The sequence below is a fragment of the Psychrobacter sp. NPDC078631 genome (assembly GCF_050268165.1).
Lineage (GTDB): Bacteria > Pseudomonadota > Gammaproteobacteria > Pseudomonadales > Moraxellaceae > Psychrobacter.
This window is the reverse complement of the sequence record NZ_JBNNGG010000005.1, coordinates 79,128-101,062: the sequence shown is the minus strand read 5'-3', so window position 1 is coordinate 101,062 and position 21,935 is coordinate 79,128. Positions and strand designations below refer to the sequence as shown.

The 21,935-nt window shown below is 42.5% G+C and carries 15 protein-coding genes; 9 read left to right on the top strand and 6 right to left on the bottom strand.

Features of this window, described 5'->3' with window-relative positions; translation table 11 throughout:
- The first annotated feature begins 32 nt into the window (after positions 1-32).
- Together ACQKCP_RS12180 and ylqF are read left to right on the top strand one after the other, a co-directional pair.
- Positions 33-3,260 (top strand): DUF2339 domain-containing protein, encoded by a 3,228-nt coding sequence (locus tag ACQKCP_RS12180; protein ID WP_427612488.1) that lies wholly within the window; start codon positions 33-35, stop codon positions 3,258-3,260.
- A gap of 125 nt (positions 3,261-3,385) precedes the next feature.
- Positions 3,386-4,342 carry a ribosome biogenesis GTPase YlqF gene (gene ylqF, locus ACQKCP_RS12175; protein ID WP_296210189.1) on the top strand — a complete coding sequence of 319 codons (957 nt, stop codon included), beginning with the start codon at positions 3,386-3,388 and terminating at the stop codon, positions 4,340-4,342.
- Positions 4,343-4,442: 100 nt separating this feature from the next.
- Here ylqF and ACQKCP_RS12170 read toward each other — a convergent pair whose 3' ends face one another.
- Together ACQKCP_RS12170 and ACQKCP_RS12165 are read right to left on the bottom strand one after the other, a co-directional pair.
- Positions 4,443-4,622 carry a hypothetical protein gene (locus tag ACQKCP_RS12170; protein WP_427612487.1) on the bottom strand — a complete coding sequence of 60 codons (180 nt, stop codon included), beginning with the start codon at positions 4,620-4,622 and terminating at the stop codon, positions 4,443-4,445.
- A gap of 22 nt (positions 4,623-4,644) precedes the next feature.
- The gene (locus tag ACQKCP_RS12165; RefSeq protein ID WP_427612486.1) at positions 4,645-5,199 is read right to left on the bottom strand and encodes a hypothetical protein; all 555 of its coding nucleotides are present in this window, start codon (positions 5,197-5,199) and stop codon (positions 4,645-4,647) included.
- A 178-nt stretch (positions 5,200-5,377) separates the two neighbouring features.
- On the opposite strand from ACQKCP_RS12165, the gene mutY reads away from it, so the two are divergent.
- Positions 5,378-6,619, top strand: a complete 1,242-nt coding sequence (mutY, locus tag ACQKCP_RS12160) for an A/G-specific adenine glycosylase (protein ID WP_427612485.1) — start codon at positions 5,378-5,380, stop codon at positions 6,617-6,619.
- Positions 6,620-6,707: 88 nt separating this feature from the next.
- Here mutY and ACQKCP_RS12155 read toward each other — a convergent pair whose 3' ends face one another.
- Together ACQKCP_RS12155 and rapA are read right to left on the bottom strand one after the other, a co-directional pair.
- The gene (locus ACQKCP_RS12155) at positions 6,708-7,610 is read right to left on the bottom strand and encodes an acyl-CoA thioesterase (protein WP_057761915.1); all 903 of its coding nucleotides are present in this window, start codon (positions 7,608-7,610) and stop codon (positions 6,708-6,710) included.
- 360 nt (positions 7,611-7,970) lie between these two features.
- Positions 7,971-10,859: an RNA polymerase-associated protein RapA gene (gene rapA / locus ACQKCP_RS12150; protein WP_427612484.1), complete on the bottom strand. Its 2,889-nt coding sequence runs from the start codon at positions 10,857-10,859 to the stop codon at positions 7,971-7,973.
- A 666-nt stretch (positions 10,860-11,525) separates the two neighbouring features.
- On the opposite strand from rapA, the gene ACQKCP_RS12145 reads away from it, so the two are divergent.
- The 3 genes from ACQKCP_RS12145 (at position 11,526) to ACQKCP_RS12135 (ending at position 16,158) form a co-directional block, all read left to right on the top strand.
- Positions 11,526-13,838, top strand: a complete 2,313-nt coding sequence (locus ACQKCP_RS12145; RefSeq protein WP_427612483.1) for a sensor histidine kinase — start codon at positions 11,526-11,528, stop codon at positions 13,836-13,838.
- Between the two features lie 105 nt (positions 13,839-13,943).
- The gene (locus ACQKCP_RS12140; RefSeq protein ID WP_427612482.1) at positions 13,944-14,900 is read left to right on the top strand and encodes a response regulator; all 957 of its coding nucleotides are present in this window, start codon (positions 13,944-13,946) and stop codon (positions 14,898-14,900) included.
- Positions 14,901-15,210: 310 nt separating this feature from the next.
- A complete protein-coding gene (locus ACQKCP_RS12135; protein WP_427612481.1) occupies positions 15,211-16,158 on the top strand; it encodes a D-2-hydroxyacid dehydrogenase in 948 nt (315 codons plus the stop codon).
- A gap of 11 nt (positions 16,159-16,169) precedes the next feature.
- On the opposite strand, the gene ACQKCP_RS12130 is transcribed toward ACQKCP_RS12135, so the two are convergent.
- Positions 16,170-17,672 carry a flavin-containing monooxygenase gene (locus ACQKCP_RS12130; RefSeq protein ID WP_427612506.1) on the bottom strand — a complete coding sequence of 501 codons (1,503 nt, stop codon included), beginning with the start codon at positions 17,670-17,672 and terminating at the stop codon, positions 16,170-16,172.
- A 216-nt stretch (positions 17,673-17,888) separates the two neighbouring features.
- A complete protein-coding gene (locus ACQKCP_RS12125; RefSeq protein ID WP_427612480.1) occupies positions 17,889-18,602 on the bottom strand; it encodes an RluA family pseudouridine synthase in 714 nt (237 codons plus the stop codon).
- 481 nt (positions 18,603-19,083) lie between these two features.
- Here ACQKCP_RS12125 and trxA point away from each other — a divergent pair, with 481 nt between their 5' ends.
- From trxA to ACQKCP_RS12110, 3 genes are all read left to right on the top strand, one after another.
- Positions 19,084-19,410: a thioredoxin gene (gene trxA, locus ACQKCP_RS12120; RefSeq protein WP_165598184.1), complete on the top strand. Its 327-nt coding sequence runs from the start codon at positions 19,084-19,086 to the stop codon at positions 19,408-19,410.
- A gap of 525 nt (positions 19,411-19,935) precedes the next feature.
- A complete protein-coding gene (rho, locus tag ACQKCP_RS12115; protein WP_055125334.1) occupies positions 19,936-21,204 on the top strand; it encodes a transcription termination factor Rho in 1,269 nt (422 codons plus the stop codon).
- 317 nt (positions 21,205-21,521) lie between these two features.
- Positions 21,522-21,749 carry a hypothetical protein gene (locus tag ACQKCP_RS12110; RefSeq protein ID WP_057761930.1) on the top strand — a complete coding sequence of 76 codons (228 nt, stop codon included), beginning with the start codon at positions 21,522-21,524 and terminating at the stop codon, positions 21,747-21,749.
- The last annotated feature ends 186 nt before the right edge of the window (positions 21,750-21,935 follow it).

The following is a 21,935-nucleotide window of genomic DNA, read 5'->3' as shown; positions in this document are numbered from 1 at the left end:
CACTTTACTATAAACTGGATTGAGTGACGAAGATGTTGTATCTAATGGTGACCCAGTTGGGCTGGCTGGCTTTTACGATTTTATTGATCGTAGTGGTCGCGTTATATACTAGGATAGCTCGAAAAATCGAGCATCTACGCCGCGATGTGACGACGCTGCAAACTGAGCTTGAGCAGCAAAGACATCGTAGTATGACGCCTCCGTCTGCACCTTTCGTCGATAAACATGATTATGCACGCAACACTGCTACTAACGATCACGATTTTAAAGACAATATTCCTAAAGACCATGTTCCTAAAGACAGTAACGCTAAAGACCATGATGATAAAGAAATAGCTTTTGACTCACAATCATCCTCTCCAGATAATCGGCTGCCTGTATCACCACCACCGCTTCCTACCGTTGCTTCAAACTCAACCATACATGCAGCATCAAACATCTATGACGATAAATCTATAGACAGTAATACCCTTATCAATACTGAAAACACAGCGCCTACCGCACCGATTGAGCCTGATGAACGCTCATTGCCTATTGTGACCTCGCTCATTCATTCAATCAAAAACTGGTTTTTCGGTGGCAACTTAGTCGTGCGAGTCGGCGTACTGGTGCTGTTGGTAGGCGTAGTACTCCTGCTTCGCTTATTAAGCGAATATATCGAGATTTCGATTGCCACGAAGTTGATAGCAGTTGGCGCTACAGGGTTAGCATTGGCAGCACTTGGGTTAAAGCTGACGGCAAAACGCTTCTCATATGGGATTACGCTACAAGGCGCAGGCTTAGCAATTGCGTATCTAAGTACCTTTTTTGCTTACAGTGTTTATGAAATTATTCCTAGTATCCCAAGCTTTATCGGGCTTGGGTTATTGTCTGCCATTACCATTGCTCTCGCCGTACGTCAAAACGCCTTCCCATTAGCATTATTGGCATTATCTGGTGGATTTTTTGCACCGATTTTGACCAGTGACGATACTGGCAGCTTGGTCACCTTATTTAGCTATTATCTACTGCTAAACGTCACCATTGCTATTATTGCTCATTATCGACCGTGGAAAATACTGAATCTATTCGGTGTGACTGTGACCTTTGGCTTGGCATACTATTGGGGTGTCAGCGAAAACCTGAGCGCCGTCATTGAAACGCAGCGCTGGGCATTGGTAGCATTAGTGACCTTACACTGGCTGCTTTACTTATTTGTCGTCATTCGTTATGCGCAACAAATCATTACCTATAATGCGCTAAACGAAAAAGACCTCAGTCATGCTGATAATGTAGATGACACAAAACACTTGGACAAAGCCCATGTAGGCAGCTCCTATGTATTTCCTATTGATACGGGCCTACTGTTTTCAGTACCGCTACTGGCTTTTGGCTTATTTTCCGCGTTACTAAACGACATCTCTAATGCCCTCACGATTACCAGTGCCATTTTGGCTATGGTTTATCTTGGGATCGGCTGGTTGTTCATCCAGCGCAGTAGACGCTATGCTTTAATCACCGAAGGTATGCTGGCGTTAGGATTAGGATTTTTTGCACTAGTCATTCCGTTGGCGCTAGATGCTGAATGGATTGCTTTTGGCTGGTCAGTACAAGGGTTGGCGCTAGTATGGTTTGGACGACGCTCGTTGCGATCGTGGTCGGTATTATTCGGCTTGCTATTACAGCTCATCAGTATTGGTATGCTAGTGACGACAGCGATATTCTCTATCGAAGACTATCCCGTTTTGGCCTTTAGTATTTCAGCGCTCAGTTATCTAGCGACCGTCTTTATATTACGCGCTAGCAACTCCCCTGCTGTGCTGCTTAATAGCTTAGATAGTAGTAACAAACTTAATAGCCTTAACAATAAAGGCCCTACAACATCCTCGGTCATACAATCACAAACGTTGGACAGTACATCAGATGCATTAGCCAGCTATGCCCATGCGCTGGGTGTCAGTACGCAAGCAGCGCAGCAATGGCTGACATCTATCAATAGTCAGAGCCGCGTATTCAAATTCGTTTGGCATAGCCCTAGATTAATGAAGTTTTTAACATTGACCGCAATGGCTTGGATGCTACAAGTACTAATGCTTGATTTACATCATTGGTTTGATATTTGGCAATCAAGCACGACGGTAATTGCACTGGCAGCACTTATCAGTTTGATCGCTTATTGGGTCATCAATCGCTATCGTCCATGGGCGGAAATTAGACAGCTTAGTCATGGGTTGCTAGCTTTGTTCTACTTTATGCTAATACTGCAACTGCCACAAAAGTTTGAGCGCAATTTAACATGGGCAACAGCGGAATGGTTGGTATTCGTAGGCTTAATAATCGGCTGGTTAGTCATAGGGCAGCTATGGCTAAAAACCTGGTCTGATACATTGTCTGATAATAAGAATACCTCACGTTATACTGCTGCAAGCTGGCTAGGTACGGGCATCTTACTCATTGCTGCCGCGGCGCATTATGGCCTACCAGACTCTGATGGCGTGATGGCTTTCTTGTTTTCAGCAGCACCCATATTATTTGGACTATGGTTCAATCATCGTTATCTCAGTCAAAATGAAGAAAGTACCTCAACCAATAAAGCTGTAGGACAAGGTCTACTGTATTGGTTTGATTGGCAACAGGCACTATTAGGATGCGCTGCCATCTTTGCTCCCATTGCTTTACTGTGGGTTGTTCTGACCAATTGGTCTTATGACGGTGTGATTTGGGGACTGTCTTATGTTCCATTATTTAACCTATATGACATCACATCATGGTTGACGCTATCGGTTGGTTTTAGTCTGTATTACATCAGCCAACGCCGCCACAATGAAACCGTTATCGAGTCGAGTGCTACTGCCAAATCTAAGCGCGTATTCACCGCTGAGAATTTGTTAATTATACTGGGACTAATTAGCTTTTGGTTGATCTCCAGCATGTTGGTCAGAACGCTACACGCCTTTATTGGTACGCCACTTTGGAATGACTATCAAGGCGGCGCATGGCAGAGCGAGCAGGTACAAACTGGACTGACGATTCTATGGACGCTCTTAGCATTGGTCGCCACCATCATGGCGAGTCGCTACTGGCAACGCGCGCTTTGGTTTATGGGTATTGGGTTGTTAGGTATTGTCGTACTTAAGCTAGTCTTGGTAGATTTGTCACAGACCGAAGCGATTTGGCGAGTCATATCCTTCCTTGGCGCAGGCAGTTTAATACTATTAATTGGTTACCTTGCCCCATTACCACCCGCGCATGAGGAAACAGAAAACCAAAATCAAGCATAATGAGAAATCAGGTTGGGTGAAATTGTGCCGTGAGCAAGGTGGTTCTGTAGTAAACTGGACACCATTAGAAAGTAAACGTTGATTGTTTTACTTTTAGCATTTTTTATAAAAGGTTATGAAAGCAGATGGATAAGAGAGCAAGTATTCAGTGGTTCCCTGGGCATATGAACAAAGCCCGTAACGAAATCAAAGAAGTCATGCCGCAGATGGATTTGGTCATCGAGGTCATCGATGCGCGTATTCCTTATAGTAGTGAAAACCCAATGGTCGCAGCACTGCGCGGCGAAAAACCTGTTATCAAAATCCTGAATAAAGCTGACCTTGCCGATCCTGAGTTGACGCAAGCATGGATGGATTATCTTGAGCAGCAAGATGGGGTCAAAGCCATCGCTTGTGATACTGAAAAAGCCAATGATGTAAAACGCATCATCGCCATCTGTAAGCATCTCGTACCCAATAAAGTCGGGACTGGTCGTCAAATCAAAGCGATGATTATGGGTATTCCAAACGTTGGCAAATCAACGCTGATCAATACGCTAGCAGGACGCGCTGTGGCAAAGACAGGTGACGAGCCAGCCGTGACCAAGTCGCAGCAGCTGATTAAGCTTGACGATGACATCATGCTCTATGACACACCCGGTATGCTATGGCCAAAAGTTGAAAACGAAAACTCAGGTTATCGTTTGGCAGCGACAGGCGGTATTCGTGATACGGCTTTTGACTTCGCTGATGTGGCCAGCTATACCGCTGAGTACTTGATGCAAGCCTATCCTGAGCTGCTAAAAACTCGCTATAAAATTGAAGAGCTGCCAAAGACTGACTGGGAGTTTTTTGAAGTGGCTGGACGTAATCGCGGCTGTGTACGCGCGGGCAACCAAGTCGATACGTACCGTATGTCTGAGATTCTCATTAACGAATTGCGTAGCGCGAAGATTGGTCGCATCACGCTAGAAACACCAGCAATGACTGAAGCTGAAGAAATCGTCGTCGCTGAACAGCGCATCGCTGCTGAAGAAAAGAAGAAGGCGAAAGAGGAAGAAAAGCGCTTACGTCGTTTGAAAACGCGGAAGAATCGGAAGTAGGTTTGGTTTAAGTAGATCTTAAGATATATGATTTCCATCTAAATTCAGTCCATGTTACATGAGTTGAATTTAGATGGACAGTTGAGTTAACTATAACTTCTTACTTTTTCTCTTCACTTTCGTCGCTGTATTTGCTCATGTCATGGTCTCCTACGTAAACCACATTTTCTGGAATTTCTCTATCAACACTTTCAAGACAAGCTTCTAAAGAAGCAGCAGGAGTATCATAGTCTGGTTCAAGTGACTCTCTTCTAGATTCGTCTTTCTCATTATTAGACATATTTTGCTTTCCACTTATTAAATTAAAATAGATAATCATATCCTACACTAAGGATACTTGAAGTAAAGAATAAATACATGGCAAAAATTGCATAATGAGCATTTGATATTTTACTAGCTTTATCTTTATTTACGATTCTGTACGATTTGATACCAGCATCGTAAGCTTTATAGAAATGAATATAAAAATTATCATAGTTCTTATCTTTGACTAGTTCAAATGTTTTATCAGTGATTTTGATAGCAAGCTTTAAAGTGAGCTTAAAACTAAGAAGCAAAAAAAGCATTATTGTAACTAAAGAAACCGTAGTTAAAGAAAATAATAGTTTTGATAAGCAACTAAGGTAAATATCATCAGACTTCATAAGCCAGACAATTAGAGAGATATAGATAGGAATAAGTATTCCTACAAAATTGAAGAACTTAATGGCTTTTTCTTCTAGAAACCTATACCGATCAACCTCATCATCATATAACTTGATACACATATCTAACATCGTTTTGTTATTACTGGGAATCAAAATACTGTATAAATTATCTATTTTTAATTCTATACCATTTAAATCTTTTTTAAACATCTTAATTCCTGAAGTAGATTTTATCTATAACTACATTAATACCGATATTAAGAGACAAGTATACACAGTTAATAATCGAATATAGTTCTTATAATTGAAAATTAGAAATATTGATATCTAAAACTCTAGATCAACTGAGTGCGTTTCACACACTCTAGCTAATACCTTAGGAAAACCATTGCAACAAACATTTAACCACACAAACCAATCCTTAAACTCCTTTGCCCCGCGCCTACTCGATTGGTTTGCCGAAAATGGTCGCCATGATTTACCTTGGCAACAGCATCAAACCGATACGCCCAATCCTTATATCGTTTGGTTATCCGAAGTGATGCTTCAGCAAACACAAGTGACTACCGTACTGCCCTACTTTGCGCGCTTTATGGCGTCGTTTCCGACTGTGCAGGATTTGGCCGCAGCAGAATGGGATACCGTAGCAGAGCATTGGGCAGGGCTTGGCTACTATGCACGCGCACGTAATTTGCATAAAGGTGCTAAGCAGTTGGTTGAGGTAATCGATAAAACGGGCGAGTTTCCGCAGACGCTAGCAGGATGGGAAGCGATTTCGGGCGTTGGGCCATCGACTGCTGGCGCGATTATGGCGATGGGATTACATCATTATGGCGTCATCTGCGATGGCAATGTCAAACGAGTGCTGACACGTTGGGCGGCAATTGACGGCGATATCACTAAATCTGCTACCACCAAAGACTTATGGGCATTGGCAGAACGCCTAACACCTATAGAGAACTCAGGACTATTTGCGCAAGCCATGATGGATATGGGGGCGACATTATGTACTCGTAGCAAGCCTGCGTGCCTGTTATGTCCATTGCAAGCCGACTGCCTAGCCCATGCGCAAGGGCGCGAGACTGATTATCCCTTCAAAGCAAAAAAGCAGCCCAAGCCTAGTAAATTCAGTGATGCACTGCTAATCGAAAGTGAAGATGGTGAAATATTGTGGCTACAACGCCCTGATAATGGCATTTGGGGTGGATTGTGGAGTTTGCCATTACAGTTCGTGGAAAAAGTTGATGGTAAAACGATTGGTAGCACTGCGAAGAAAGTAGAAGCTAACGATGACAAACTATCAAACGTAGCAAATGATGTCCGTAGTAATGAAAAAGTATACGAAGCAGAGTTTACTACCGCTGAGCAAATCATTAATGAATGGCTGATAAAAAATAAACTGGTGGCAAAATCAGTTAGCAATACTTTACTCGATGACGCCCCTATCAAGCATTCGCTGACGCATTTTCACTGGTATTTGACGCCGCGTAAACTGACGATCGATGCGACGCAGGTAACTGAGTTAAATCAGAAGTTAGCAGCAGCTGAAATTGACTTTAAGTGGTTAACCGAACAAAAAGCGCAGGACAGCCTAGGGCTACCTCGCGCGATGGTTAAGATCTTAGAGTAAGAAATTGGAATAAAAAAAAGCGACTCATTATTAATATTGGGTCGCTTTTTTATAATGACAATATAAAGATAACTGGGTCTAAAGCACCTTAGGACTTTGGCACACGCAAACGCATCAGGCCTTCTTGTTGCACGGTGGCGACCAGTTTGCCATCTTGCCAAAACTGACCATGATTCAACCCTTTCGCATTAGACGTGGTATCGCTCCACATGTCATAAAGCATCCATTTATTCAAATCAAAATCGCGATGGAAATGCATCGAGTGATCGATACTGGCAGCTTGTAGACCACTGGTCATAAAGCTAACACCATGTGACATTAGCCCTGTGCCAACCAAATAAAAGTCTGACGAAAATGCCAATAACGCTTGCTGAATAGCCACTGGCTGATTGCCCAATTCACGAATGCGTAGCCAGTTTGCTTGCTTAGGTTTCATTGGTTCTGGGCTAATCGGATTACGCGGCTTAACTGGCTTAATCTCGACATGACGGCGGCGCATAAATCTTGCTTTTAGTGCTTCTGGCACTTTTCCGACATTTTCTTCTTTTAAATCTTGCTCTGTCAGTAAGTCTTCTGGCGGTGGATAGACAGGCATATCTTCTTGATACTCAAGCCCATCTTCCATCGGTGAAAACGAGGCAATCATTGAAAATATCACTTGCTCAACAGGCGGCTTACCGCGTACTTCTTTGTACTGAATAGCGGTGACTTCACGTGCAGACAAGCTACGACCATCACGCAATCGACGGACTTGGTATATTACCGGTTGGTTGATATCGCCACCACGCAAAAAATACCCATGCAGTGAGTGACAAGGCTTGTCTTTATCTAATGTATGCGCCGCTGCCATAATCGCTTGGGCGAGCACTTGCCCACCAAATATACGACTGCCCACATAGTCATGGCTTTTACCCTCAAACACATCAGGGGTAACTTCAATAAGCGCGATAGTAGCCAGCAGCTCATCAATCAGTTGTAGATTGTCGGACATGACGATATGTTTCCTTATTTTTATCAAAAACGCTCAGCATCTGATGATATTGATGCCATATAGCCATCATATTTGAATGTAAAATAATGCGAGATCACTTGTTAAGATCTGTCGAAGGAGACCTTAAAATAAACATACAGACATCGTTAGCGATGTTATCACCGAATATTTATTTTCTATAGAAAAGGTAAACATCTTACCCAATATTGGTGGCTTTGACTAGTTACTGTCGGCTTACTCATAAGTATTGCTTGTCTGTTTTTGCCAGACAAATCACAACTAAAGATCAAAACAAGTAATCTCAACCATAAAAAAACGAGATGTATAATAACACCTCGTTTTTGAAAAATACGTCGATGTTTATGGCTTAACTGCTACGAGTACGCGAATAGAATCCGGTACTAATGACAAGTTACCAAGTGCTTGCTCACCTTGAGCTTTAAGCTGCTCTAAACGCTCAATCTCTTCAGGACGTACGTTTGGATTAATCGTCTGTAGATGTTTTAGACGCTTAATTTCGCGTGACCACTGCTGGCTAAAGCGGCTACTTGCTTGCTCACCAATCTCAGCGATCTGCTGACGAGCGATGTCTTCAGCTTCGTAATAACGCTGCTCAATCACATCGCCGCGCACTTTAATCACTTGGCGAGCACGGTTTTTATCCAATCGCTCAACGTGCGGCATAATCATCTCAGCACTGATACGAGCCGATAAATCACTGCCTTGCTCACTGATAAAGACACGGATATTTTGCGTGGACAAAGTCGCTGGCAGATTAAGCACTTTTGGCGCGATTGCTTCAACACGGAAATTCACCTCTAGCAGTACCATACCTTGCGGAACAGCGGCACTTTTTAGCATAGCAACTGTCGTGTTACCAAAGGTGCTAGTGCTTGCTAGCTCATAAATCGCACGCATCAATGGGTGTTCGTGAGTGATAAATTCGATGTCTTCACGTTGAAGCGCTTGCTCACGCTCAAAGGTCAACGTCATACCGTCTTCATCACCAAGTGGCAAGCCATCAATATAGTCACTGATCTCTGTGCTATCGATAGGCGCGATCACCCACGAGCCATCACGCTGGATATTGTGATCAATATTGGCAGACGCAAAGAAACGCTCAATAAAGTGCGGCAGCAAATTATTACCATCAAAGTCACGCATAGCATCGGCGATACGACCTGCGACACGCGGACGGCATGAGTTGTACTCTAGCAGACGGTCACGACCAGCTTGTAGCTGTGCTTCTAGCCCCAAACGTGTCTGTAGCGCCTCGTCAATGATGTCTTGCAAAATGACATTATTTTCAGCGGTATCAGCACCCTCAAGCATTGGCTTAAGCTCTTGGATATATTGCTCTTGTACGCTTTGTGCCGTAGGCGATATCTGATTGAACATGTTCAGCGCATCGTTGTACCACTGATACAGACGCTCTTGCGCTGTACCCTGTACATAAGGCACATGTAGCATGATTTGCTGCGTCTGACCGATACGATCTAGACGGCCGATACGCTGCTCTAACGTATCTGGGTTAGCAGGTAAATCCCATAGTATTAACTGGCTTGCAAACTGGAAGTTACGACCTTCTGAACCAATTTCTGAACATAATAGTATCTGCGCACCTTCACTATCTGCAAAGAACGCAGCTGCTTGGTCACGCTCAAGCAAGGTCATTTGCTCAGTAAAGATAGCTGTCTTAATGCCCGCATGCAGACGCAGTACCGCTTCTAAACTCTCTACCGTCGTGCCACTACGAGCAATTAATAGCACTTTTTGATGCTTAAGCTCACCGCGCAAAATATCAATCAACCAAGAAACACGTGGATCATCTTCTAGCCAGCCACCGTCTGGTTGGTTTTCTTCGCCCCATAGCTGCTCACGCAACTTGCCATTGGTTTGATAGCTATCTTTCCATGCTTCAGGTAATGGCAGTGGATATGGTTGGCTACTACGGCCATAAAACCCTTTCACACTCTCACGAGTATTACGGAACAAGATACGACCTGTACCATGACGATCTAATAGCTCATTTAATGCATGTGTACGCAGTTTTTCATCTTCATTGATTGAAGATAGTTCTTCAATACTAATGTCTAGTAAGCTACTTAAAGCAGCGATTTGACCTTCATTTAATGGCTTTTCTTCTATCAAGACACCAGCAACTGCTGCTGTCTCTGCAAAAGCTTCCTGACCATCGATAAATTCATCCAAATCATCAAAGCGATCTGGATCAAGCAAACGCAGACGAGCAAAGTGACTCTGCGCACCAAGCTGCTCTGGCGTTGCTGTCAATAGCATCACGCCTGGCGTTTCTTCGGCGAAATCTGCAATCAAGTCATACTTATCATTGCCGCCCTGTGCTTCATCCCAATGCAAATGATGCGCTTCATCAACAACCAATAAATCAAACCCTGCATCCATCGCTTGGTCGTATAAGTCTGGGTGATCGAGCAATAGATCCATACCACCGATGATACATTGCTCAGTAGCAAAGACGTTTTGTTCAGGATCGTGTTCTTTAATTGCCGCAGTACGCACTAGATCAAACAAGGCAAAGTTTAGGTTAAAGCGACGACGCAGCTCAATCATCCATTGATACTGCAAACTATCTGGCACTAAAATCAACACACGCTCAGCTTTGCCCGTTAGCAACTGCTGGTGAATAATCATGCCCGCTTCGATGGTCTTACCAAGGCCAACTTCATCAGCCAGTAGTACACGCGGTGCGATACGCTTACCGACTTCATGTGCGATATACAGCTGATGCTCGATGATATCGACACGTGCACCCATTAGACCTTTTAACGGATGACCTGCTAGCGCTGACTGCATGCGCAAGATGTCTTGGCGCAGCTCATACCAGTCACCACGTTCAATACGGCCAGCAAGCAAACGCTCAAGCGGCTTGGCCAACGTGATATTGGCAGCAAGACGGGTTTCCATGATGCCGCGCTCGTGCTCATCGACGCCATATTTCAGTACGCCCATTACTTCATCAACAGCATTGACCGTATAGCTTTTGCCATCTTGGTCGTAGATGCTATCGCCTACTTTAAACACCACGCGCGATAATGGCGCAGAGTTTTTTGCGTAGACGCGCGTCTCTTCACTTTGCGGAAATAAAATATGCACACATCGGTCGTCAACATCGATGACCACACCTAAGCCAAGCTCAGACTCCGTATCAGATAAATAACGTTGACCAACGGCGAATTCAGTACTGTGCAATGAAGCAATAGAGATAGTCATAAGGCGATGTCTTTTGTACTCAGGTAGTAAGAAATTAAATAGATAGCTTAGAAAAACAGCAATGGCGGCTAACAAGAGCTAAATAAGGTTGTTCACACCATAAAATGTCAAAAAGACATAGAAGAAGTGCCACAACACTAATCAAGCCAATCGTTAAGCCCAACCATTATATAACGTTAGCGGGTAGATGAGTGCGTTAAGTTGACTTTTCAAGAGCAGATTCATACAAGATGACGCGGAAGCTAAGCATAAGTTGGTCATATAAAACAATAAGATAACGACTCGCAAGTATAGAAAAAACATTTACATCATAAAATTGTTTCTATACTGTTACTTTATGAAAATAGATGTGTTTTTCGTTACGTCAATTGTTCATGTTTATAACTAGAAAAATAGCATTTAGCACTTTTCTTCTGCATATCGACCGTTATCAATGTTCATAAGTAGACGGATTTACTACTTGTTATATGGACTTAGTTTGTAGATAAGCGGATGGGTTTATGGATTGCGCCCTTCCTTAAAAGTAATGGCTTCACATCGTTGTGCTACTTATTCAGACATTTAGACATCAAATTATTCAGCATTAATAATCGCAGCTCTTTTTATACAAAAAATACTGCTAATCGTATTTTTTGTACTTTATACAATTCAAGGATGAATACATTTATGAGTGCCTCCAAAAAAGTTGGCTTATTTAACCAAGTCAGCACCCAAGTTACCATTATTTTGTTTCTTGCTTTTGCCGTTGTTGTTGCCGTTGTGGTTTACATTGTCGAAAAAGAAGGCTATGAAAAAATCAGACTTGAGTCAGGAAAACTAGTGGCTCAACGAGGGAATACCGCCGTCAACAGCATCTCGGCTGATGTCAATCGCGTCATGCGTAGCGCGTTGCAACTACAGCAAAGCGCTCAAACACTGCCAATCGAAGAAAATATTTTGCAGACCAGCACGGCTAACGCTTTTGATAAGCGGGATTATAGCTTATTAGGTAGTGGTGGTATTTGGCCTGATAATGGTGCGCTCGGAGACAGTACAGCGACTCATCCCTTTTTGATGGTGCGCCAAGATGGCGATTACCGAGCAATATTAACGGATCCAAACCCTGCTAATCCTTATTACAATGAAAACTGGTTTAACAAAGTAAAAGTACTCAGACCTAATGGCTGTATATGGGCTGATGTAAGCCCCACTCAAACCAAAGGTGAATTGGCAATGAGCTGCGGTGTCGCTATTGAACGTGACAATCAGTTTTGGGGTGCAAGTACCGTTAACTTTACGCTCAACCAGCTACAAGAAAACATCGTTAAGCTAAGTGAAAGCTCTGGCTCAGGTTATATTTTATTGATTGATAACAGTAATAAGGTTATCGCCTCATCTAACCCTGAGCGCTTAAACTATATTGACGAAGAGACTGGTGTCCCACTGGATATCAAACAAGTCATTGATTCAGACCCTGCGTGGCAACCTATCTTAGATTTTTTAGATACTCAGCATAGTGAGATTATCAAACAAATTGCCGCAAAAATGCCTCCTGAAGTACAACAAGTTATTGCAACACTTGACAAAAATGAAGCTACTGCTGTTAGTAATTCTGAGCTTATCAACTACGCCGCTTATTTGAATGCTAATGCAAGCAATACAAGCACGATGGACAGTCGCTTGCTACAAAGTTTCGATCTAACCAATGACAGCTACTACAATGGTAGCCAGGCATATGTTTTCCAGATTCCTGAGACCTACTGGAAACTAATCGTAGTTCAACCAGATGCTGCCGTTAATGCTATCGCAGATAACTTGAGCAAAAACCTAATCAACTTAATCATGCTAGCGCTATTTATAACCGCTGCACTGATCTATTTCATGCTGACGTTCTTAGCATTCAAACCATTGAAAAAGACCACAGACAAAATCTCTCTCGCAGAAAAACTAATCGATGATAAGCAATATAACAAGCTTAGTGACGTCAAATTTTCAGGTGGACGTAATGAAATTGGCCTAGTAAACCACTCTATCAGTGAGCTACTCCATCGTATCCAATCTAATGAAGGTAAGCTTGCCAATATCAATCAACAGCTAGAGGTTAAAGTCGAAGAGCGCACCGCTGAACTACAAGACACCCTAAAAGAGCTGAAAAACTCTCAGCTACAGCTGATCCGTTCTGAAAAAATGGCCACACTTGGTCAAATGGTTGCAGGCGTTGCTCATGAAGTAAATACGCCATTATCTTATGTACAAAACAACCTCGAAATCATCGGTCAATTGACTGAGCAATACGAAGAGTTGATTGAGTTAGTACAAGGGTTAAAAGGCGTTCAATCTGAATCGGCTGCTGATGAAAAAATAGATAAACTGTTAGCAGATATTGTCCGTGCTTCGGATGAAATCGAAGAAGATGACTTATCATCTGAGCTAAAAGAGCTGATTAAAGACTCTTTGTTTGGGGTAGAACAGATTACCGAGATGGTACTCAACTTACGTAACTTTGCACGCCTTGATGAGTCAAAAGTGAAGACCATTGATGTGCGTGAATGTATAGAATCTTCTCTCAAAATTGCTGGGAACTCTATCAGACATCAAGATATTGTCACCAATTTTGGCCCAACACCTGAAGTCAAATGCTCACCATCGCAAATCAATCAGGTATTAGTTAACCTATTAAACAATGCTTCGCAAGCAATGGAGGGCAATCCTGATGACAAGATTGAGGTGCGTACCTACGCTGATGAAACCAACGTCTACATTGAAGTAACTGATAATGGTAAAGGCATGAGCCAAGCAGTATTGGATCAGATATTTGAGCCCTTCTTTACTACGAAAGCGGCAGGTGAAGGCACTGGCCTCGGCATGGCAATCAGTCAGCAAATCATGGAACAACACAATGGTACGATTACCGCTACATCTACTGAAGGTGTTGGCACGGTGTTTACCTTAACCCTACCTATCAACAATAATTTAACGGAACAAAGTATGTCGGCATAAGCAACACGCTTATCATATTGTTGGCGCAGCTCAGTTATGCGCTGTGCTGACAACAGACATAATACTTACAATCTAGCCTCTATTATTCATCGTAAGGATACGATCATGAATGAAGTTAAAGACAACATACAACCCTCTGCTCTAAGTACTGAACCTAAACCAAAAATCGCGTTTATTGACGATGAACAACGCATTTTACGTTCTATGAAACTCCTCTTTCGTAAAACTCATGACGTGTTTATCACGACCGATCCCACTGAATATATCGACTATATTAAAAACAACCATGTATACGTAGCAGTCAGTGACCAACGTATGCCTGAGCGTGTCGGTGTCGATATCTTACGCGAAGTAAAAGACATATCACCGTCTACCATGCGTATTTTATTAACGGGTTATGCCGATTTGAATGCAATTATTGGTTCTATCAACGATGGAGAGATTTATCGTTATTTGACCAAGCCCTGCAAGTCTGAGGAACTCATCGCTGTGGTTGGTCGTGCCACTGAAATCGCGTTGACCTACAATCCAGATGAAGATGCCGATCAGATTGATAGCTCAGACAATAAGCAAACCCTGTTGGTTATCGACGAAACAAGTGAGCTAATTGAACAAATTCGCAAGCAGTTCTCCAATAATTATAAAGTACTACATGCCGAAGGTTTAGAGGAGGCTTATGACTATCTGGCAAACTATGATATTGGTGTGTGTATTACTGACATCAATGTTAGTGGCGAAAACATCGCACCAATAATCTTTACGCTGAAGCAAGATGCACCGCATTTGGTCGTTTTGGTGCAAACTGAGTTTCAAGATGCAGGTTTGTTGATTGATTTAATTAACAAGGGTCAGGTCTATCGATGCTTACCGAAGCCGATGCGCGCAAGCTTATTAGAGATTAGTGTCAACCGGGCTTTCCAACATCATACTAAACTCAAAGCGAGCCCTGACTTAGTAAAACGTTATGAAGTCGAGCACGACCCTGACAATGATGTGCGTATTGATTTGAGTAATCGCGTACGCAATTTCATTGGTAAATTACGCAAGCGTTTTTCTTTTTAGCCTCTGTTATTAGCAATTTTTGCAGAGTTGGCTTGATAGCATTTGCAATACAAGCTGTAACAACGAAAAAGCGCATTGTCTAACTAAAAGACCTCTACTTCAATACTGAAATAGAGGTCTTTTCTTCGTTTAAGATAACGTTCATTTTACAGATCCTGCTTTCACACTAAAAGCAAAGTGAAAATCGCTTTTTACTGCTTGCTTCCTTTTGACTAAAAATAACAACGTGCTACATTAAGCCGATAAGAATTCATACAATAGCTATTTATTTGCTAACTATCTATAAGACAACAATAAGTAAGGACTAACCATGCAAGCCGTTTTTTTAGATAAAGGTACATTTTCTGAAGGTATTGACCTGCCTGCACCGATGGGTGTGAGTGACTACATCACTTATAACGACACGCCAAAAGACGCGGCTGTTATCATTGAGCGTTGCAAAGATGCTGACATTATTATTACCAATAAAGTCCAAATCGATGCTGAAGTGATAGAGCAACTACCGAAACTTAAGCTTATCCAACTGACTGCCACTGGCATGAACAACGTCGATCAAGAAGCTTGCGATAAGCACGGTGTTGCGCTTTTTAATGTCGCTGGTTATGCGGTCAAAAGCGTGCCCGAGCATACATTTATGCTCATGCTGACAGCGATGCGTGCAGGCATCCACTACCATCAGAAAGTCGCTGATGGCACATGGCTGGCAAATGGCAATTTTTGCCTGCTGGATATTCCGCTGATAGATTTGGAAGATAAGACGTTAGGTATTATTGGTATTGGCACCATCGGCAAACGCGTGACCGAGATTGCTCGTGCCTTTGGTATGACCGTACTGTGGGCAGAGCACCAAGGACGTGAACCACGCAGCGACGACTATACCGCGTTTGATGAAGTGCTAGCGCGAGCAGATGTGATCAGTCTACACTGTCCATTGAATGAACAAACTGAGCATCTTATTAACAAAGATACTCTGGCGAAAATGGTTAAACAGCCGCTCATCGTCAACATCGCACGTGGCGGCATCGTTGATAGCCAAGCATTAACTGACGCGATCAATAGTGAGCAAATCATCGGCTATGCTAGCGATGTGTTTGAACAAGAACCGATCGCTGACGATGATCCGCTCCTCAGTATCAGCGACCATCCGCGTGTTATCTTTAGTCCGCACAATGCATGGGGTAGCAAAAGCGCCCAAGAGACCTTATGGCAGATGTTAAGCAAGCAAGTTGCTGACTTCATCGACAACCATCATCAATAATTACCAAGACGCTAACGGCTAAATCGTAACCAATCGTCTTTTATCTTGCGATACTTAAGCATGATTCGATCACTTAGATAGTTATTGGTCACAAACCAAGGATAGCGATCGCCTTGCTTAGGTAGCTCGTCTTTGCCGCGTCTGACATAACCAGACGATAGCGAACCCATCACGGTATCTGCTTGAGCGCAGGCTGTCATATCCGCAGTCTGTGCTTGTGGTAATGCGACTTGGTAGCGGTTTTTATGCATATATCCCAGTAGCCTCACTACATACTGACAAGCCAAATCGATTTTTAGTGTCCACGAGGCATTGGTATAGCCAAACAGTGCAGCCAGATTAGGTATGCCTTCTATCATGACCGCTTTGTAGGTCATACGCGTGCCAATATCGACAGCTTGACCGTCGATATATACCGCTGCCCCGCCCAACATCTGTAGCTTTAAACCAGTCGCGGTAACGATGATATCAGCGTCGAGGTGCTGACCAGATTGCAGCATAATTCCCGTTGCCGTAAAGTGACTGATTTGATCGGTCACCACTGTTGCGCGTTTATCCTGCAGGGCTTTGAATAAATCACCGTCAGGTACCGCACATACTCGTTGATCCCAAGGATTATAGTCAGGCATAAAGTGCTTGCTATCAACGCCGCTATCTTTTAACTCTTTTTTCATCCCGTTTTTTAAGACTGCCTTCATCACCTTGGGTGCATGAGTCGCAACTTTGTACAGGCCTTGCTGCCGTAACACGTTGCGCGCGCGTAGTACCGTATAGGCCTGCTCTTTTGATAATGGTGAAAACTTGCCTGATAACCAGTCAATAGCATGGTCATCACCTGGCACGCTTGCTACATAGGTCGGCGTACGCTGTAGCATCGTGACATGACGTGCACACTGATCACTGTCTTTATCTACTAGCGCAGGTAGCAACGTCATCGCCGTGGCACCGCTACCAATAATGATGACTTTTTTATCATCATAGTCTAGATTGTTCCAATGCTGTGGATGAATGATTTGACCGTGGAAATTCTCCTCTCCATCAAAATGAGGGCGATAGCCTTGCTCATAATCATAATAACCAGTGGCACCTACGATAAACTTAGCAGTCTTAACAAACATCTCGCCGTTTGCATGGTTTTTGATGGTTGCTGACCACTGTTGATCATCACTAGACCATGATATCTGCTGAACTTCGTGCTGATAGTGGATATGCTCGGTCACCCCAAATTCGTGTGCCGTATCAGCGATATAGCGCTTAATATCATCGCCTGCTGCAAGCATTCTATAATCAAGCCACGGCCTAAAGTTATAACCAAAGGTCAAGGCATCAGAGTCAGAGCGAATCCCCGGATAGGTAAATAAATCCCATGTACCACCCAAATCAGCACGCTTTTCTAAGATAGCAAAGCGCTTTGGAGGTTTATGTTTATTAGTCCGTTTTACCTGCTTTTGCTTTTTGGGAGCTTTATGACCGAATAGACCTTTATGCTGCTGTTGCTGTAAACGGCAAGCCATACCAATACCTGCGATACCTGCACCGATAATCAATACTTCATAGTCGGCTACTTTATCCGTCTTTGATTTTCTACCTTTAAGGCGGTTTTTAATGGCCTGTTTGGTCGTGGTGATATCAAGCATACTTTCATCCTTGTATTTGCATGACTGGCATTTTATAGCTGGCTTTAGAGCCATTTATCGCATCTATTAACAGCACACGGCAAAATCTCACTCTTAAAATGGGCAGGGACTCTCCCAGTCCATCCAAGCACCCAGTACCGGATGCTTTAAACGCAATTGCTGTGCATGTAAGTTGAGCCTTGGCGCTATCTCTAGTGCGGCACCTTCAGCATAAATCGGATCGCCAATCATCACATGATCGACATGCACCATATGTACGCGTAGCTGATGGCTACGACCCGTGACTGGCTTTAGCATGACCCGAGTAACTGCCTCGCCATTACAGAGTTCATGAGCCACAACTTCATACAACGTCAGTGCATGCTTTGACCAGTCGTGATCGACGATATGGCGCGGCTTGGTACTTGGCTCATAGCGCACTGGCACTGATATCTCACCAGTTGCGCCGACTTGCTCCCACTCACCAAAGACACGCGCTTGGTACTTCTTTTGCGGTAAACGCTCGATGAATTGCTTACTGATATTGGTTTGCGCTGCTGCATTTTTTGCAAAAATAAGCAGTCCCGACGTGTCCATATCTAAACGATGAATCAGTTTGACAGCTGGATTGGCACGTTCAAGACGAGCAAGCAGACTGACTTTGAGTGTTTTACCATCGACGCTTAATAGTCCTGCAGGTTTATCAACCACCCAAATATCATCGTCTTCATAAACCGTAATCTCTTGTGCAAAATTTTTAAAGAACTCAAGCGGATAAGCGCTTTCTTGGGCATTGAGGGCATTAACTTCTTCATCGGTAAAAGGCATAAATTTAACTACTTATGTAAATTGGTTTTAAGATAAGGATTTTTGGTGGCTAATACTTCAGACACGACAGCTATATTCGGCACGACAGTCATTTTAAGAACAACGATTATTTGGACAAAAAGGCAAAACTTTGGCTGAATTTTAACGTTATTAATATTGCTAGCTATTAATCATTAACTACTATACAAACGAGTTATAAAATAAGACTTCTATCGTGCTGAGATACATACTTTTATAAAGATACTCTTATTAAATAACAGATTAGACACTCTTGTGCTGCACCGTTTCGATTTATTGTGCTAATACTAGTTGTTAAACAATTTAACCAGCCTGTATCTGTCAAATTAGGGCAAACATGTTAATATAATGGCACATTTTCACCCCTTCTAAACAATTCTTTGACCACCAACTGATTTATTATTAAACCAATATATAGGTTGATAAGTGGTGATAGAAGTAATAAAACAAGAGAGATAAAATTATGTCAGACCTTATTTTACATACTACCGACACAGACTTCGATCAAGACGTTTTACAATCAGACGTACCTGTACTAGTAGACTTCTGGGCGCCATGGTGTGGTCCTTGTAAAGCTATTGCTCCTATTTTAGAAGATCTAGCGACTGAGTACCAAGGTAAAGTTAAAATCGTGAAAGTAGACGTAGACAACAACCCACAAGCGGCTAGCCGTTTTGGTATTCGTAATATCCCAACGCTATTTGTATTCAAAGATGGCGAAAAAGTTGATTCAGTAATGGGTCTACAGCCAAAAGCTGAATTGGCTAAAGTACTAGACAAGCATTTATAAGTTAAATTTATCAGCTCTAGACTATCTTGAGCGGGTAAAATAGAATAACCGAGAAAGCCATTATCTAACCAAGATAGTGGCTTTTTTGCTTGTTTTTTGTGCAAAAAACTCGATAATGTGACTTTTTTGGCAAAATTTATTGACAACGCTATTGTGAAGACCGTATAGTCTGCTGACAAGAGAAAACCAACTGTTTTCCTAAGTATCTTGTCGCTATTCTCCTCGTGTTTATCAACAAAAACACAATCGTCATTATAAACACCATTGCTGAACAAAATGACTAAACGCAATTACTGATATTGAGTTTTTGACGCAGACTCTTATGTAGCCTTTTTTATCCTTATTTCTTATTACCTTGCATCCAATGATGGCAATGCGTACATAAGCAGACATATAAAACCAAAACTACATAAACTACAGCGCTGTGCACACACCCATATCATCATATTACCGTTATTTTAATCACTGTCGTGACTTGTGCTGCTAATGGCATCTCTCATCTGATCAATTGCTAATGACCTATCTATGAATCTTACTGAATTAAAGAAAAAATCAATCGCTGAGCTATTGGCTATCGCCAAAGAAATGGGTCTTGATAATATGGCGCGTAGCCGTAAACAGGACATTATCTTTGCTATTCTAAAAACCCATGCGCGTAACGGTGAAGCCATTTATGGTGACGGCGTACTTGAGGTTCTTCCTGATGGTTTTGGATTTTTGCGCTCATCAGAAGGCTCATATTTAGCCGGTCCTGATGATATTTATGTCAGCCCTAGTCAAATTCGCCGTTTCAGTCTAAAAACTGGTGACAGTATCGCTGGTACGATTCGTCCACCAAAAGATTCTGAGCGTTATTTTGCATTATTAAAAGTTGGCGAAATCAACTTTGATACGCCAGATCGCTCACGTCATAAGCTTATCTTTGAGAACCTCACGCCCCTATTCCCAACTGAGCATCTAAAGCTTGAGCTTGGTAACGGAACCACTGAAGATTTGACTGGTCGTATCATCGATCTAATCGCTCCGATTGGTAAAGGTCAGCGTTCTATTATCGTCGCACCGCCAAAAGCGGGTAAAACGATGTTGCTACAGACCATCGCGCAATCAATCACTCGTAATAACCCTGAATGTTATTTGATCGTACTATTGATTGATGAGCGTCCAGAAGAAGTCACCGAGATGGTACGTACGGTACGCGGTGAAGTGGTCGCTTCTACCTTTGATGAGCCGCCACAGCGTCACGTACAAGTTGCTGAAATGGTCATCGAAAAGGCCAAACGTTTGGTCGAGCATAAGCAAGACGTGGTGATTTTACTTGATTCGATTACGCGTCTAGCACGTGCTTATAATACGGTTATCCCATCATCAGGCAAAGTATTGACGGGTGGTCTGGATGCCAATGCTCTAGAACGTCCAAAACGTTTCTTTGGTGCTGCGCGTAACGTTGAAGAAGGTGGTAGTTTGACCATTATTGCCAGTGCATTGATTGATACTGGTAGTAAGATGGATAGCGTTATTTTTGAAGAATTTAAGGGAACTGGTAACCAAGAGATTACGCTTGAGCGTGACTTGGCTGAAAAACGTGTATTCCCTGCGATTAATATCAAAAAATCTGGTACACGCCGCGAAGAGCGTCTATTGGACGAAGACAAGCTGCGTAAAGTATGGATTTTACGCAAACTACTTCAACCGATGGATGGCGTACAAGCCACTGAGTTCTTATTGGATCGTCTAAAAGAAGCGAAAACCAATGATGAATTCTTCGAGCAAATGAAGCGTAAATCACAAAACTAATTCTTAGTTAGCTTGCTAGACATATACAGCTTTGATTTGATATTAAGACTACTTATAGGTAGTCTTTTTTATAGCAATATCGAAGTCTTAACAGTTAAGCCAATTAAACTATGCTGCTCTATCGTTCACAGGCATTACTGATGATACAGTACGGCAACATCGCTTACATCTCGTTTGCAAAGTTTAGCGTTTTTACTACGACTATATTATTAGTAACCGATTATTATGACAGACAGTAGGAATATACTTGAAAATATCATGGACATAGTATTTTGAAGGTATTGTATTTTAAACTTGATGACTTAATAGGTGATAATATGAAATTTGCTAAAACGATCGCAATGACCGCAATTACTAGCTCAGCCCTAATCATGACTGGTTGTAACTCTTATAGCGGTATGAGCAACACAGCTAAAGGTGCTACTGCTGGCGCAGCAGCTGGTGCTCTCATTAAAAGCAAAGGCGACAGCAAAGATATCGCTCGTGGCGCATTGGCTGGTGCAGCGATCGGCGGTGCTGGTGGTTATGTTCTTGACAACAACTAAATCTTTCTACGCTGATATTACTTAATAATTAATTGAGTAATATCAGATGAAAGATGATAAAAAAGCCTGCAATTCGTTGCAGGCTTTTTTATGTCTTAATTTTGATTATAAGTCCATGCGCTAGGCTTATAATTAAAAACATCAGTATTAAAAAACATCGTTAGTCAAATACACGATTATTAATAT